11 protein-coding genes and 1 pseudogene are annotated in these 14,006 nt (G+C 68.6%); 8 read left to right on the forward strand and 4 right to left on the reverse strand.

All coding sequences use genetic code 11. From position 1 onward, the window contains the following. The first annotated feature begins 21 nt into the window (after nt 1-21). Nucleotides 22-2,994: a formate dehydrogenase subunit alpha gene (gene fdhF, locus CIW48_RS22610; protein WP_149312761.1), complete on the forward strand. Its 2,973-nt coding sequence runs from the start codon at nt 22-24 to the stop codon at nt 2,992-2,994. Between the two features lie 185 nt (nt 2,995-3,179). On the opposite strand, the gene CIW48_RS22615 is transcribed toward fdhF, so the two are convergent. The 3 genes from CIW48_RS22615 to CIW48_RS22625 form a co-directional block, all read right to left on the reverse strand. After that, complete coding sequence (locus tag CIW48_RS22615) at nt 3,180-3,509, reverse strand: winged helix-turn-helix domain-containing protein (protein ID WP_149312819.1); 330 nt, start codon at nt 3,507-3,509, stop codon at nt 3,180-3,182. Between the two features lie 236 nt (nt 3,510-3,745). After that, complete coding sequence (locus CIW48_RS22620; protein ID WP_149312820.1) at nt 3,746-5,734, reverse strand: molybdopterin biosynthesis protein; 1,989 nt, start codon at nt 5,732-5,734, stop codon at nt 3,746-3,748. Beyond that, nucleotides 5,731-6,822, reverse strand: coding sequence for a molybdopterin-binding protein (locus CIW48_RS22625; protein ID WP_149312821.1), 1,092 nt, complete (start codon nt 6,820-6,822; stop codon nt 5,731-5,733). The genes CIW48_RS22620 and CIW48_RS22625 overlap by 4 nt, the downstream gene beginning before the upstream one ends. A gap of 323 nt (nt 6,823-7,145) precedes the next feature. Here CIW48_RS22625 and CIW48_RS22630 point away from each other — a divergent pair, with 323 nt between their 5' ends. The 6 genes from CIW48_RS22630 to CIW48_RS22655 all read left to right on the forward strand — a co-directional run bounded on the left by CIW48_RS22630 (nt 7,146) and on the right by CIW48_RS22655 (nt 11,260). After that, a complete protein-coding gene (locus tag CIW48_RS22630) occupies nt 7,146-7,640 on the forward strand; it encodes a molybdopterin-binding protein (RefSeq protein WP_246695377.1) in 495 nt (164 codons plus the stop codon). A 253-nt stretch (nt 7,641-7,893) separates the two neighbouring features. Next, the gene (locus tag CIW48_RS22635) at nt 7,894-8,589 is read left to right on the forward strand and encodes an ABC transporter permease (RefSeq protein ID WP_149312762.1); all 696 of its coding nucleotides are present in this window, start codon (nt 7,894-7,896) and stop codon (nt 8,587-8,589) included. Beyond that, nucleotides 8,586-9,296 (forward strand): ATP-binding cassette domain-containing protein, encoded by a 711-nt coding sequence (locus CIW48_RS22640; RefSeq protein ID WP_149312763.1) that lies wholly within the window; start codon nt 8,586-8,588, stop codon nt 9,294-9,296. Before CIW48_RS22635 ends, CIW48_RS22640 begins: the two co-directional genes overlap by 4 nt. After that, complete coding sequence (locus CIW48_RS22645) at nt 9,269-10,114, forward strand: substrate-binding domain-containing protein (RefSeq protein ID WP_149312764.1); 846 nt, start codon at nt 9,269-9,271, stop codon at nt 10,112-10,114. The genes CIW48_RS22640 and CIW48_RS22645 overlap by 28 nt, the downstream gene beginning before the upstream one ends. 136 nt (nt 10,115-10,250) lie before the next feature. Continuing rightward, a complete protein-coding gene (locus CIW48_RS22650) occupies nt 10,251-10,484 on the forward strand; it encodes a PAS domain S-box protein (RefSeq protein WP_149312765.1) in 234 nt (77 codons plus the stop codon). Nucleotides 10,485-10,528: 44 nt separating this feature from the next. Next, nucleotides 10,529-11,260: a 5-formyltetrahydrofolate cyclo-ligase gene (locus CIW48_RS22655; protein WP_149312822.1), complete on the forward strand. Its 732-nt coding sequence runs from the start codon at nt 10,529-10,531 to the stop codon at nt 11,258-11,260. A gap of 273 nt (nt 11,261-11,533) precedes the next feature. Here the strand turns inward: CIW48_RS22655 and CIW48_RS22660 are convergent. Beyond that, nucleotides 11,534-11,674: pseudogene (locus CIW48_RS22660) on the reverse strand (transposase); the annotation flags it as partial. Nucleotides 11,675-11,964: 290 nt separating this feature from the next. Here CIW48_RS22660 and CIW48_RS22665 point away from each other — a divergent pair. Beyond that, nucleotides 11,965-13,878 carry a potassium transporter Kup gene (locus CIW48_RS22665; protein ID WP_149312766.1) on the forward strand — a complete coding sequence of 638 codons (1,914 nt, stop codon included), beginning with the start codon at nt 11,965-11,967 and terminating at the stop codon, nt 13,876-13,878. Nucleotides 13,879-14,006: the final 128 nt, after the last annotated feature.

Genomic DNA, 14,006 nt, shown 5'->3' on the forward strand with positions numbered 1-14,006 from the left:
GTCCGAGCCAGGAGCGGCCGCATGAGCAACGCCCCCGAACAGCACGGCGACAAGACCGAGAAGTCCGAGATCCGGGCCGACGGGCTGCAGGATGCAGGCGGTCCCGCGCAGGGCGCGAAGCCGGAGGCCGGCGGCTCCTACTCGCAAGGCGCGAAGGCGGGCGGCCAGGCGGCACCGGAGCCGTCGGGACTGCACGATCTGACGGAGCGGCCGACCGCACCCGCGACCATCGCGTTCGAGCTCGACGGACAGCAGGTCGAGGCCGGTCCCGGCGAGACGATCTGGGCCGTCGCCAAGCGCCTCGGCACCCACATCCCGCACCTCTGCCACAAGCCCGAGCCCGGCTACCGTCCGGACGGCAACTGCCGCGCCTGCATGGTCGAGATCGAGGGCGAGCGGGTGCTGGCCGCCTCGTGCAAGCGCACGCCGGGCGTGGGCATGAAGGTCAAGACTGCGACCGAGCGTGCCACCAAGGCCCGCGCCATGGTGCTCGAACTGCTCGTGGCCGACCAGCCCGAGCGCGAGACCTCGCACGACCCGACATCGCACTTCTGGGTGCAGGCCGACTTCCTCGACGTATCCGAGAGCCGCTTTCCCGCGGCCGAGCGCTGGACCGGCGACTTCAGCCACCCGGCCATGAGCGTCAATCTCGACGCCTGCATCCAGTGCAACCTCTGCGTCCGCGCCTGCCGCGAGGTCCAGGTCAACGACGTCATCGGCATGGCCTACCGCTCGGCTGGCACCAAGGTCGTGTTCGACTTCGACGACCCGATGGGTGGCTCGACCTGCGTGGCCTGCGGCGAGTGCGTCCAGGCCTGTCCGACCGGCGCGCTGATGCCGTCCGCCTATCTCGACGCCGAGCACAATACCCGGACGGTCTACCCCGACCGCGAGGTGACCTCGCTGTGCCCGTATTGCGGCGTCGGTTGCCAAGTTTCCTACAAGGTGAAGGACGAGAAGATCGTCTACGCCGAGGGCGTGAACGGACCGGCCAACCATAACCGCCTCTGCGTGAAGGGCCGCTTCGGGTTCGACTACGTCCACCATCCCCACCGCCTGACGGCGCCGCTGATCCGCCTGGACAACGTCAAGAAGGACGCCAACGACCAGGTCGACCCGGCCAACCCGTGGACGCACTTCCGCGAGGCGACCTGGGAGGAGGCGCTCGACCGCGCCGCCGGCGGCCTCAAGACGGTGCGCGACACGCATGGCCCCAAGGCGCTCGCCGGCTTCGGCTCCGCGAAAGGCTCGAACGAGGAGGCCTACCTCTTCCAGAAGCTGGTGCGGCTCGGCTTCGGCTCGAACAACGTCGATCACTGCACGCGGCTGTGCCACGCCTCGTCGGTGGCCGCCCTCATGGAGGGGTTGAACTCGGGCGCCGTGTCGGCGCCGTTCTCGGCGGCGCTCGATGCCGAGGTCATCATCGTGATCGGCGCCAACCCGACCGTGAACCACCCGGTCGCAGCGACCTTCCTCAAGAACGCGGTGAAGCAGCGCGGCGCCAAGCTGATCGTCATGGACCCGCGCCGGCAGGTGCTGTCGCGGCACGCCTACAAGCACCTCGCGTTCAAGCCCGGCTCGGACGTGGCGATGCTCAACGCGATGCTCAACGTGATCATCGAGGAGCGGCTCTACGACGAGCAGTACATCGCCGGCTACACCGAGAACTTCGAGCTGCTGAAGGAGAAGATCGTCGAGTTCACGCCGGAGAAGATGGCTTCGGTCTGCGGCATCGACGCGGAGACCCTGCGCGAGGTCGCCCGGCTCTACGCCCGCGCCAAGTCCTCGATCATCTTCTGGGGCATGGGCATCAGCCAGCACGTCCACGGCACGGACAACTCGCGCTGCCTGATCGCCCTGGCCCTCGTCACGGGGCAGATCGGGCGCCCCGGCACCGGCCTGCATCCGCTGCGCGGCCAGAACAACGTCCAGGGCGCGTCCGACGCCGGCCTGATCCCGATGGTCTACCCGGACTACCAGTCGGTCGAGAAGGCCGCGGTGCGGGAGATGTTCGAGGAGTTCTGGGGTCAGAAGCTCGACCCGGAGAGGGGCCTCACCGTCGTCGAGATCATGCGCGCGATCCACGCCGGCGAGATCAAGGGCATGTTCGTCGAGGGCGAGAACCCCGCGATGTCGGACCCGGACCTGAACCACGCCCGTCACGCCTTGGCGATGCTCGACCACCTCGTCGTACAGGACCTGTTCCTGACGGAGACCGCCTTCCACGCCGACGTGGTGCTGCCGGCCTCCGCCTTCGCCGAGAAGGCCGGCACCTTCACCAACACCGACCGTCGCGTGCAGATCTCGCAGCCGGTGGTGTCGCCGCCGGGCGACGCGCGGCAGGATTGGTGGATCATCCAGGAACTGGGAAAGCGCCTCGGCCTGCCCTGGAACTACGGCGGCCCGGCCGACATCTTCCGCGAGATGGCCATGGTGATGCCGTCGTTCAACAACATCACCTGGGAGCGCCTGGAGCGCGAGGGCGCCGTGACCTACCCGGTCGACGCTCCGGACAAGCCCGGCAACGAGATCATCTTCTACGCCGGCTTCCCCACGGAGAGCGGGCGCGCGAAGATCGTCCCGGCCGCCGTGGTGCCCCCGGACGAGTTGCCGGATGACGACTACCCGATGGTCCTGTCGACCGGCCGCGTGCTGGAACACTGGCACACCGGTTCGATGACCCGGCGCGCCGGCGTCCTCGACGCGCTGGAGCCCGAGGCGGTCGCCTTCATGGCCCCGAAGGAGCTCTACCGGCTCGGGCTGGAGCCCGGCGATACGATGAAGCTGGAGACGCGCCGCGGCGCCGTTCACCTGAAGGTGCGCTCCGACCGCGACGTGCCGGTCGGCATGATCTTCATGCCGTTCTGCTACGCCGAGGCTGCGGCCAACCTGCTGACGAACCCGGCGCTCGATCCCATGGGCAAGATCCCCGAGTTCAAGTTCTGCGCGGCCCGGGCCACCGCCGTCCACGCGACCCCCATGGCCGCCGAGTAGGCGGTGGACCTCCGGCGGCGCGCTCAGGCGTGCCGCCGGGCCTTGACGTTGGACATCAGGACGATCCGGCGGGCAGCGCCGGATACAGCAGGCTCGCCGGCACCGAGCCGAGGACTACCGGGCCGAGGCACGACCTCAAGAATCGGCTCCCGATCGATGCGCTCCTCCGAGCGCCGTTCTCGATTCTAGGAATCGGGCTTCATCAGCGAAGCGAGAAGGTCGAGTTCACCCGCCACGGCCTCCGAGGCGAGCCGCTCCATGCGTAGGTAACTCTCGAGGATGGCGGTGCCCGTGCTCGTGAGGGTCGCACCTCCGCCTCTGCGTCCCCCCTTGCTCGCGGAGACGAGCGGCTCTTGGAACGCCTTATTCAGCGTATCGATGAGGTACCAAGCTCGCTTGTAGCTCATGCCCATCCGGCGCCCTGCCGCGGCGATGGAGCCGGTGTCGCGGATGCCGCTCAGAAGGGCGACCTTGCCCGGTCCCAGCAAGGTGTCCGAGCCGAGCTCGATCCTCAGACTGATGCTCGTGTCCTCGCCCAATGCCCACCGCCTCGATGGAGGCCCCAGCGCCTCGCAGGCGTCCCTACGCGAAACGGCATCGTCGAGCATCCCGGCGAGCGACAGGATTGTCCGTTTCGTTCCACCGAGGCAGGTCCCGCGCATCGCGGGCCGGCGGATGGGGGCTCATGCGATCTTGGCCGGGCTGGTCGGGGTCACGCCGGCCGCGACGAGGCCGGCGAGCCCTGCGCTCGTCACGAGGGTTTCGCGGCGGGCGAGAAGCCAAGATCGCGCAGCGCCGCGGCCGTCTCGGGCTCGCCCAGCAGGCTCAGGAAAGCCGCAAGCGCGGGCATCCCCTTGGCGTGCTCGCAATAGGCTAGGTCGTAATCCTCCTCCGTCAGCGGACGGAAGCCGAGCCCATAGGCATCCGCGACGCTCGCTATGGCCACGCCCCAGTCCGCCCTGCCTTGCGAGACCGCCGCGGCGACGGCGTTGTGCGAACGCGGCTGGTTCCAGAACCCCGCCGGCCTTGCACCGTTCAGCAGCCCGTCAACGAGCAGACGCGTGCCCGATCCGGCGTTGCGGTTGACCATGACGGCGTCGGGGTCGGACAGCGCGGCGGTGACCGCGTCGGCGGCCTCCCGACCTTCGAACCTGGCGTCGCCGCGGCGAAACACGATGCCCTGGAGGCGGCGCCAACCGGGCGCGAGGGACATCCCCTCGGTGAGGAACGGGGCATTGTACCGGCCCGTCTCGGAATCGAAGAGGTGCATGGCGGCGACATCGCATTCGCCGCGTCGCAGGGCTGCGAGGCCGCCGGCCGACCCGACCCAGATGGTGCGGGCGCGGTAGCCCCGCTCGGCGAGCAGGCCGACCACCCGGTCCAGACCGATGCAATGGCTGCCGACGACCGTCAGGTCGGGCGCCCGAACGCCGGCGCCCAGGCGAACCACGGCGACGTCCTCGCCGGCCTCGACGCCGGCGCGCGCGGCTGGAACCGCGAAGAATCCGTCCGCCTGCGAGAAAGCGGTGACCGAACCCGAGCCCTTCGGCAGCGGCAGGGCGATCGTCCCCTCGGGACCGAGGGCGAGCGAGGTCATCACGAACTCGGTGCGGCCAAGCTCGGAGGGCACCCGTTGGGACACGCGCGCCGCAATCGTTTCGTCCTCCCGCGGCGGCAGCCCGGCAAGCGCCCGGACGAACGGGACGACGAAGTCGTGGAAGGTGAACATCGCGGAGGTGGGGAACCCCGGCAGGACGATGATCGGCTTTCCCTGGGCCACCGCCACGCAGAGTGGCTTCCCGGGCTTCAGGGCCACGCCGTGGAACAGGATTCCCGGCTCGCCGAGGCGGGACAGCACACGGTGCGAGACGTCGCCGGCCCCTTTTGACGTGCCTCCCGAGAGCACGACGAGGTCGCTGTCCCGAAGGGCGGATCGGAGGGCTGCCTCGAGGAGGGCCGCATCGTCGCGCACGATCCCGAGCCGAAGCGGTTCCCCGCCATTCTCGGTCACCGCGGCCGCGATGATCGCGCCGTTCGAGTCGTAGATCGCACCTTCGGGCAGGGGCTCGCCCGGTGCGACCAGCTCGTCCCCCGTGGACAGGACCGCGACGCGCGGACGTCGCGTCACGTCGACGGCCGCCAGGCCGCACGCCGCCAGCATGCCGATTTCGCGGGCGGTGATTCCCGTTCCCTTGCGCAGCACCGTCTCGCCGCGTGCCATGTCCGCCCCGGCATATCCCACGAACTGCGCCGGCCGAACCGCAGCCAGAACGTCGACGGCGAGGCTCCCGGCGTCGAACTCCGAGTGCTCGACCATCACCACGGCGTCGGCGCCCCGAGGGATCATGCCGCCGGTGGAGATCGGCGTCGCCGTTCCCGGCCGGACGACGACGGTCGGCGCGACGCCGCAGGCAAGGATCTCGCGGTTCAGCGTGAGACGCCGCGGGCTCGCCGGCCCGGCTCCTTCCGTGTCGGTGGCGCGCAGGGCGAACCCGTCCACCAGGGAACGGTCGAAGGGTGGAACGTCCCTTGGGGACGCGACGTCGCGGGCGAGCACGCGCCCGAGCGCGTCTTCCAACGACACGGTCTCGGAAGGCAGGAGCGTGTGCGGGACCGCCGCCCGGAACCTTGCGAGCGCGTCGTCCCGACTCATCACCGTGAGAAACTGCTCCTGGCTTGAGGCCGCGGCGATACGCTCGGCGAAATGCGCCGCCTCGTCCCGGTCCGCGTCGGCGCTCACAGGGGCCAAACCTTCACCTCCTCGCCTGCCCGGAAGCCTTCGCTTTCCGGCTCGACCACGATGATGCCGTCCGCCTGTACCAACCGACTGAGCGGAAGGCCGGCTCCGCCGAGTGGCTCGACGCCATCCGACACGCTTCGGACGAAGACGACCTCGGATAACCCGATCGCCGAGACGATCTTCCGTACGAGGACATGCCGCCGGGGCGGGCGGTCCGGCGCGCCGGTGAGCCTCGCGATGAGAGGACGGCCGAGTGCCAGGAACCCGGCCAGCGCCGCCTCGGGACGCCCGGGTACCAGAAGAACCGGCCTGCCGGCTGCGGAGCCGACGGCAGTGGTTTCGCCGGGCCGCATGGCGATGCCGTGCGCGCGGACGTCTCCGGCGAGGGCGAGGGCCGCCGCGCTGTGGTCCGAGCGTCCGAAACCGCTTCCCCCGACAACCAGCACCGCGTCCGCCGTGCCGCCCCGGATGGCCTCGCCGATGTCCCGGACACCCTGGGCGCGAACGGCCTCCGTGGCCCCACCTGCCCGGGCGATCAGACGCCCGAGCAGGGGCGACACGGTATCGAGGTGGGACGCCCCCGCGGTGACGACGCGCAGGAGGGGCTGACGGACGTCTACCGCCTTCAGGCCGATCGCTTCCAAGACGAGCAGGTGAAGCGGCTCGATCTGGGTGCCCGCCTCGATCAACCTCTCGTTGCCCGCCACGTCGTCGCCCGCCCCGCTCACGCCTTCCCGCGTGGCGATGTCCGCGACGACCATGCCGTCCGCAAATCCCTCCGGGGGTAGAACCGCATCGGTGCCGGGAGGCATCGGCTGTCCCGCCTCGACCCATGGTGGTGGCCGCGCCAGGAAGATCGGCGCGTAGGCCGACGCGCCACCCACTGAAGCGGCCTCGACCGCGAAGCCGTCTCGCATGGCCGTCATGCTCATCGGCACGGCGGAGGGCGCGACGACCGCGCCTGCCGCGACGCGTCCGAGCGCCGCTGCGAGCGCAACGGTCGCGGGGGCGACGGGCGCAGCCTCATCGCTCAGCAGGTTCGCCGCCTCCCGAAGTGGGATTAGCGCCGAGGACGCATTTCGGATCATCGTGGCGGCGATGCGCCATCCGGGTTCGATGATCAAGGGTCGGCAACGTGAACCCCTATTATCCCCCGTTTCACGACATCGAAGACTGGATCTCCCAAGCCTGCTCCGGCGCTCCACGAACACGAGGGCGGCGGCCACCGCCTTTGATCGCTCCGGCTCGCGCTCCGTCCGCTCGGGGTAGCGGTCGACCAGCTTATTCGTCCACTGCCCCGCAAGTGGTCGGCCACGGCTGCCCCACCATGTCGGTGAGCGGATTGCATCCTTGGCCGATGCTGTGTGAACCACACGCGCCCACTCCGGGCGTAGGTCGGATGCGCAGGTCCGTGAACTGTTTTCAAGCTGCGATCCTGCAGCACACGGATGCCCTCATCGACGGCCTGACCTCCCCGGTCGGGCCGGCCGCCGCTGCTGCCGTCGCGCGCCCGATCCGGGACGACCTTGCCGCCCTGAAGGCCCGGCTGGACGCGGCCAGCGTCGGCCATGACCTGGTGCTGACCTCCAACGGCATCTCGATGGGAGAACAGGACCGCGTAAAGGCGGCAGTCGAGGCGCTGGGACGGCTGGCCCTCCGGCGACTCGCGATCAGGCCGGGGCGGCCGATCGCCCTCGGACAGGTCGTGGACAAGCTATTCAGCAGGCTGCCGGGCAACCCGGTCGCCGTTCACGTCGCGCTGCTCTTCGTGATGCGGCCGCTCCTCGCCCGGCCCGGCGGCGGTCTGACCGAGACCCCAGCATCTTGGCCCGTACGCCGCGTTCGAGTACCGGAAGTAGCTGGGTCGGCGAGATCACGTGCGGGTCAGCCGCGAGCGCGGCACTGATGCCGCCCCCGTGGCGAGCAAGCTCCCGCGCGAAGGGCAGGTGTGCGCACATCCCTGACGAAGAGCGAAGGCCTCGCCGAACCTCCCGACGACACGACAACGGTCGCCCCGGGCGATATGCTCACCGACTCTCCGCACGCGCTTCTCTGGTAGGTATGACAGGTCCATTCGGCCGAACCTGCGTTTCGAGGTCGGATTCATCGGCTGATCTCGCCATCCGCCCCGTCCCATTCCCCAGGACCAGCCCGGGCGCATGATGCAGACGCTCCAGGAAATCCTATCCCGCTTGTTCAGCCTGGATCGTGACGTGCTGGCGATCGCGTGGCTGTCGTTGCGTGTCAGCCTCACCGCCGTCGGCATCGGTCTCGTGCTCGGCATACCCCTCGGTGCGTTCCTGGCTGTCGCCCGCTTTCCCGGGCGGGGGGCCGCGGTCGGCTTACTCAACGCCTTCATGGGGTTGCCGCCGGTGCTCGTCGGCCTCGTGCTGTACCTCGTCCTCTCCCGCTCCGGTCCGCTCGGCCCCCTCGGCCTGCTGTTCACCCCCGGCGCGATGATCGCCGCACAGGCGACGCTCGCGACCCCGCTCGTCGCCGCCCTGACGCAGCAGGTCGTCGCCGACGCCCGGGTGCATCTCGGGGAGCAGTTGCGCTCCCTCGGGCTCTCCGCACCGCGTCAGGCCGGGGCGATGATCTACGACGTGCGCTTCTCCCTGGTGACGGCGGCGCTCGCCGCGTTCGGCCGGGCGATCTCTGAGATCGGGGCGGTCCTCGTCGTCGGCGGGAACATCGACGGGTATACCCGCACGATGACGACGGCGATCTCGCTGGAGACCCAGAAGGGCGATCTCAGCCTCGCCCTGGCGCTCGGCCTCGTGCTGATCGGCCTCGTTCTGGTGGTGAACGTGGCCGTGGCCGTGCTCCGCCGGCACGCCGCGCGAGTTTATGGATGAGCGCGACGCCGGCCATCCGCCTCCAGGACGTGACTCTGTCCCTCGACGGGCGAACGGTGCTCGATCATCTCCACCTGGAGATCGCTTCGGGCAGCGTCACGGCCGTCATCGGCCCGAATGGAGCGGGCAAGAGCGTCACCCTCAGGGTCATCGACGGGCTCCTGCAGCCCGACGGCGGAACGGTACAGGTCGGCCCGCACCGGCGGGCCTTCGTGTTTCAGCGGCCGGCGCTGATCCGCGCAACCGCGGCCGCGAACGTCGCCCTGGCTCTCGGAGGCCTGCCTCGTCCCGCGCGCGCCGCACGGGTGGAGGAAGCGCTCGCCCGCGTCCGCCTGTCGGAGCGCGCACGCGATGCCGCAACGCGGTTCTCCGGCGGCGAGCAGCAGCGGCTGGCGCTGGCCCGCGCCTGGGCGGTCGGACCGGACCTGCTGCTCCTCGACGAGCCGACCGCGAACCTCGACCCTGCGTCGACCGAGATCGTTGAGGGATTGGTGTCCGCGATGGCACGGGCGGGCACCACGGTGGTGCTCGTCTCACACAATCTCGGGCAGGTGGCGCGCCTCGCCGACACGGTGATCGTGCTGGCCTCCGGCCGCGCCGTCGAGCATGGTCCAGCCCGCCAGATCCTGTTCTCGCCCCGCACGTCCGAGTCGCGGGCCTATCTCGCTGGGGAGTTGCCGTGGACCCCTTTCGTCGCCGCTTCCTGACCCTGGGGGTGGCCGCGCTCCTGAGTGCGGCTGGCCTCATGCCGTCGGCCGACGCCGAGCCGAGCTCGATCGTCGTCGCCTCGACGACTTCGACCGAGCAGTCCGGCCTGTTCAAACACATCCTCCCGCTCTTTCGGGAGACGTCCGGGATCGACGTGAAGGTCGTCGCTCTGGGCACGGGCCAGGCGCTCGACGCGGCGCGTCGCGGCGATGCCGATGTGGTGCTGGTCCACGACCGTCCGGCCGAGGACAAGTTCCTCGCCGAGGGCTTCGCGAAGAGGCGGTACGACGTGATGTACAACGATTTCGTGCTGATCGGCCCGGCCTCCGACCCGGCCGGCGTGCGCGGTCTTGGCGTGCGCGAGGCCTTCGCCAAGCTCGCGGCCAGCAAGGCGGCGTTCGTGTCGCGCGGTGACCGCTCGGGCACCCACAGCGCCGAGCTGCGCAGCTGGAAGGAGGCGGGCGTCGATCTCGCGGCCGTGCGAGGCCCTTGGTACCGGGATGTGGGCCAGGGCATGGGCTCCGCGCTCAACACGGCCTCAGCCCTCGGCGCCTACATCCTCGCCGACCGGGGGACGTGGCTCGCGTTCAAAAATCGCGCCGACTTGGTCATCCTTGTTCAGGGGGACTCGAGCCTGTTCAATCCCTACGGCGTGATGCTGGTGAACCCCGATCGGCACCCTGGCGTGAAGGCGAAGCAGGGACAGGCCTTCATCGACTGGCTTGTCTCACCGGAGGGGCAGCAGGCGATCGCGGGTTACAAGGTCGGCGGCGAACAGCTGTTCTTCCCGAGCGCCGGCGCGCTTGTGACGCGCTGACCCGGTATCCACGAGTTGGGGGGCCGGACTGGCATCGACGCGCTGTATCAGAGGGACAGAGGCACCCGGCCGATCGCTCGACAGCATCACGCCCGAACGGCTGCGCAAGCGCCACTGGTAGAGGTACCGCAAGACCATGGCGACAGGAGAGAGCCGCTATGGTGAGGGCGCTTTCCTGTCCGTCCCGAGCATCTGCAAGGATGGGCGGCAGATCGCACTGGAGTTCACCATCGTGCCGCTCAGAAACGAACAGGGGACGTTGACCGGCATGGTAGCGGTGATGCGGGATGTCACGATCCGCTTCACCGAACTGAAGGTGCTGAGAGAGCGTTTGGCCAAGGTCACCAAGGACCGTGCGGGTCCACCGTAGCGAGGGAGCTCATCATGGTTGGGCGTTCAACCAAGCTGCCTGAGATGTCGCCGGAATCCGCGGCTCCCGAACGCCATGAGTTCGGCGCGTACAGCTCTCCACCCTGCTTCATGCATGAACTCGGCCCCGACTTCGTCAGCCTGGAGGCGAAGCCTCAGCTTTCCGAATCGTACCTTTCTGAAGAAGCCGCATCCGACTGGTCGCGCGTGCGGCAGTGGCGAAGGGAGACCCGCGCCGCTCTAATCGAGCGGCGGGTCAGCATCTCTGCCCAGGACCGCGCTGCCTGGAGCGAGCGCATCGAGCGGGCACTCCGAGCCGCTCTACCTGGGGCATCGGGAATATCGATCGGACTCTACTGGCCCTTCAGAGGCGAGTTCGATTCCAGACCCCTCCTGACACCGCTGCGTGGAACGGGCGTACGGCTGGCGCTTCCGGTCGTCGTGGAGAAGGGGCGCCCGCTTCAGTTTCGAGACTGGTCGCCAGGTGACCGCATGACCCGCGGCGTCTGGAACATACCCGTTCCCGCTGAAGGCGCGGCTGTCGATCCTGACGTTCTGATAGCGCCGCTCGTCGGCTTCGATCAGGCGGGGTACCGCCTGGGATATGGCGGCGGCTTCTATGACCGGACCATCGCGTCCAAGTCGACGAAGCCACGGGTCATTGGCGTCGGCTTTGACCTTGCGCGGCTCGCGACGATTTACCCGCAGGCGCATGACGTACCTATGGACATCATCGTGACAGAAGAAGGTGTCTGGCCAGACCCGGATCGATCTTGATCTCGCTGCGGAGCTGGGCTGGTGTACGCATTGGATAGCTTCTTAGTCGATGCGGTCCCGGCCTGTTCTGAAGCAGGCCTGTGCGCTCTGGTCTATAAAGCTCTACTGAGTGCTTTGGGACCGCAGCAGGTGTGCTCTTCAAGCGCGGGGAGACCTTCGTGACGGATCGCGAAGCACGATGGAGTGGAGCTCACCAATAGACGAGCCTCGCCAACCCCTGAATGGATGCTATGCCTCCGTGTGTGGGCCGTAGGCGGAGGGCGTGTCCTGTCAGCGGCAGCCGATCTTCAGGACGTGCAGGATGCCGCTGATCACCCGCCTGTCGTCGACCCGAGGTTTGCCTGGTTGGCGGTGGGGCAGATGTGGCTCGATCCGCGCCCAGGCCTCATCCGAGAGCCAGAACAGCCGTGCCATCGTTATCCTCCTGCGCTGGAAACCCCAATTCAGTAAAAAAACGCAAGCGGTAGCAATTGGTTGTATGAGTTCCCTGCCTAAGCGTGGTCTCGAGCGGCCGTGTAGGATTACGCAGGATGACGGCAGGCCATGCCTGCCGTCGCGGTGAACCTGGATCAGGCCGGTGTGTTGTCCGGCGAGGCAGCCAAGGGAGGACCGTACGCTTCAACTCGCGAGAACGTTCCCGACCCCTCGATCGTTCTAAGCCCTGACCCTGATCGGCCTCGGGCCGCAGGCGGAGGAACCCATTGATGCCTGCATCCGCAACGACCGGGTTCTCGACGGCGCGGACGCCGCAGCCGGCCAATGCAGGCCACGGCTCGAAGACGTCGTTCTGGGCGCTCACGCTCGGCTCTGTGGGCGTCGTCTACGGCGATATCGGCACAAGCCCGCTCTACGCTTTGAAAGAGTCCCTGCATGCAGCCGCCGGCGAGGGTTACGCCCCTACGCGCGAGATGGTCTTCGGTGTCGTCTCGCTGATCCTCTGGGCGCTCATCCTCATCGTGACGCTGAAGTACGTGCTCCTCGTCATGCGCGCGGACAACGACGGCGAGGGCGGCACCCCGTCCCTCGTCGCTCTCGCTCAGCGGGTGCTTGGCCACTCCGGCAGCTTCGTTATCGTTCTCGGCATGGTCGGCATCGCGCTGTTCTACGGTGACGCCATCATCACCCCGGCGATTTCGGTCCTCTCCGCCGTTGAGGGGTTGAAGCTCGTCACCCCAGCCTTCGAGCCGTACGTGCTGCCGCTCAGCCTCGTCATCCTGATCGGCCTGTTCACCGTCCAGAGCCACGGCACGGCCCGCGTTGCGACCTTCTTCGGGCCGATCACGGCGTTCTGGTTCCTGGTCATGGCGCTCGGCGGCCTCGGCCATCTCGCCGATGACTTGAGCATCCTGGCGGCCTTCTATCCGGCTTACGGCGTCAGCTTCCTGCTGAACCACGGCACGGCCGGCCTGCTTGCGCTCGGCGCCGTGTTCTTGGCCGTGACCGGGGCCGAGGCGCTCTACGCCGACATGGGCCATTTCGGTCGCTCGCCAATCCGGATGGCATGGTTCGGCCTGATCCTGCCGGCGCTCGCCCTGAATTACCTGGGCCAAGGCGCGATGCTGCTGTCCCATCCCGAGCGGATCGAGAACCCGTTTTTCCTGCTCTACCCATCCTGGGCACTCCTGCCGATGGTGCTGCTCGCCACCGTGGCGACCGTCATCGCCAGTCAAGCGGTCATCACTGGCACTTTCTCGATCACGCAGCAGGCCATGCAACTCGGCCTGCTGCCGCGCATGCGCGTGCAGCGCACCTCCGAGACCGAGAAGGGGCAGATCTACATCCCGCGGGTGAACTGGTGGCTGCTCGTCGCCGTCGTGTTCCTGGTGGTGCTGTTCAAGTCGTCGAGCGCGCTGGCGGCGGCCTACGGCATCGCGGTGACCGGCGACATGGTCATCACGGCGAGCCTGCTCTTCCTCGTGGCCTGGAAGGCATGGCGCTGGTCGCCCATCCTCGCCGCCGCGGTCATCGCGCCGTTCCTGCTCATCGAACTGGTGTTCCTGTCCGCCAACGCGCTCAAGCTGCTCCACGGCGGCTGGGTGCCGCTGACCATCGGGGCTGCCCTCGTCACGGCCATGTGGACGTGGCGGCGTGGCTCCGCCTTGATCGCCGAGGAGATCCACCGGCGGCGCGTGCCGCTCTCCGACTTCACGCGGATGGCAGAGACCGGCTCGGTCCTGCGAGCCCCGGGCACGGCCGTGTTCCTGACTGGCTCGCCAGGCGACACGCCGGGCGCCTTGATGCACAACGTGAAGCACAACCACGTGCTGCATGCACGTAACGTCATCCTGCACGTAGTCACGGAGGACCTGCCACGGGTGCCTGAGGCGGACCGCGTCACGGTCAAGCCGCTCTCGGACGTCTTCACCTGCGTGACGGTGCGCTTCGGCTTCATGGAGCTGCCCGACCTGCCCCGCGCCCTGGCCGCAGCCGGTTTCGACGCAAGCAACCTGTCCTACTTCCTGACCCGGCGGGTTCTTGTGCCCTCGCCTGAGACGGGCATGCCGGTCTGGCAGGACCGGCTCTACATTTCGATGGCTCGAGCAGCGACGGACGCCTCGCGCTACTTCCGCATCCCAGTCGACCGGGCTGTCGAGATCGGGGCCAGGATCGACATCTGACGAGGTGCACTAAATGGGTTCGAGGAGGGGGGCGAAGGCCGGAATTGTTCGAAGCCATAGTCGCGCAACGGGCGCGAATACCCGGTCCCACTCAATCGCGTGCCCGGTGCGCCAGGACCGGAGCCCAT

The sequence above is a fragment of the Methylobacterium sp. P1-11 genome (genome assembly GCF_008329595.1).
GTDB lineage: Bacteria > Pseudomonadota > Alphaproteobacteria > Rhizobiales > Beijerinckiaceae > Methylobacterium.

Coding starts and splice junctions, on each gene's coding strand:
- fdhF (WP_149312761.1), top strand. CDS start 22: ATGAGCAACGCCCCCGAACAGCACGGCGACAAGACCGAGAAGTCCGAG.
- CIW48_RS22625 (WP_149312821.1), bottom strand. CDS start 6,822: ATGATCCGAAATGCGTCCTCGGCGCTAATCCCACTTCGGGAGGCGGCG.
- CIW48_RS22635 (WP_149312762.1), top strand. CDS start 7,894: ATGATGCAGACGCTCCAGGAAATCCTATCCCGCTTGTTCAGCCTGGAT.
- CIW48_RS22640 (WP_149312763.1), top strand. CDS start 8,586: ATGAGCGCGACGCCGGCCATCCGCCTCCAGGACGTGACTCTGTCCCTC.
- CIW48_RS22650 (WP_149312765.1), top strand. CDS start 10,251: ATGGCGACAGGAGAGAGCCGCTATGGTGAGGGCGCTTTCCTGTCCGTC.
- CIW48_RS22655 (WP_149312822.1), top strand. CDS start 10,529: ATGTCGCCGGAATCCGCGGCTCCCGAACGCCATGAGTTCGGCGCGTAC.
- CIW48_RS22665 (WP_149312766.1), top strand. CDS start 11,965: ATGCCTGCATCCGCAACGACCGGGTTCTCGACGGCGCGGACGCCGCAG.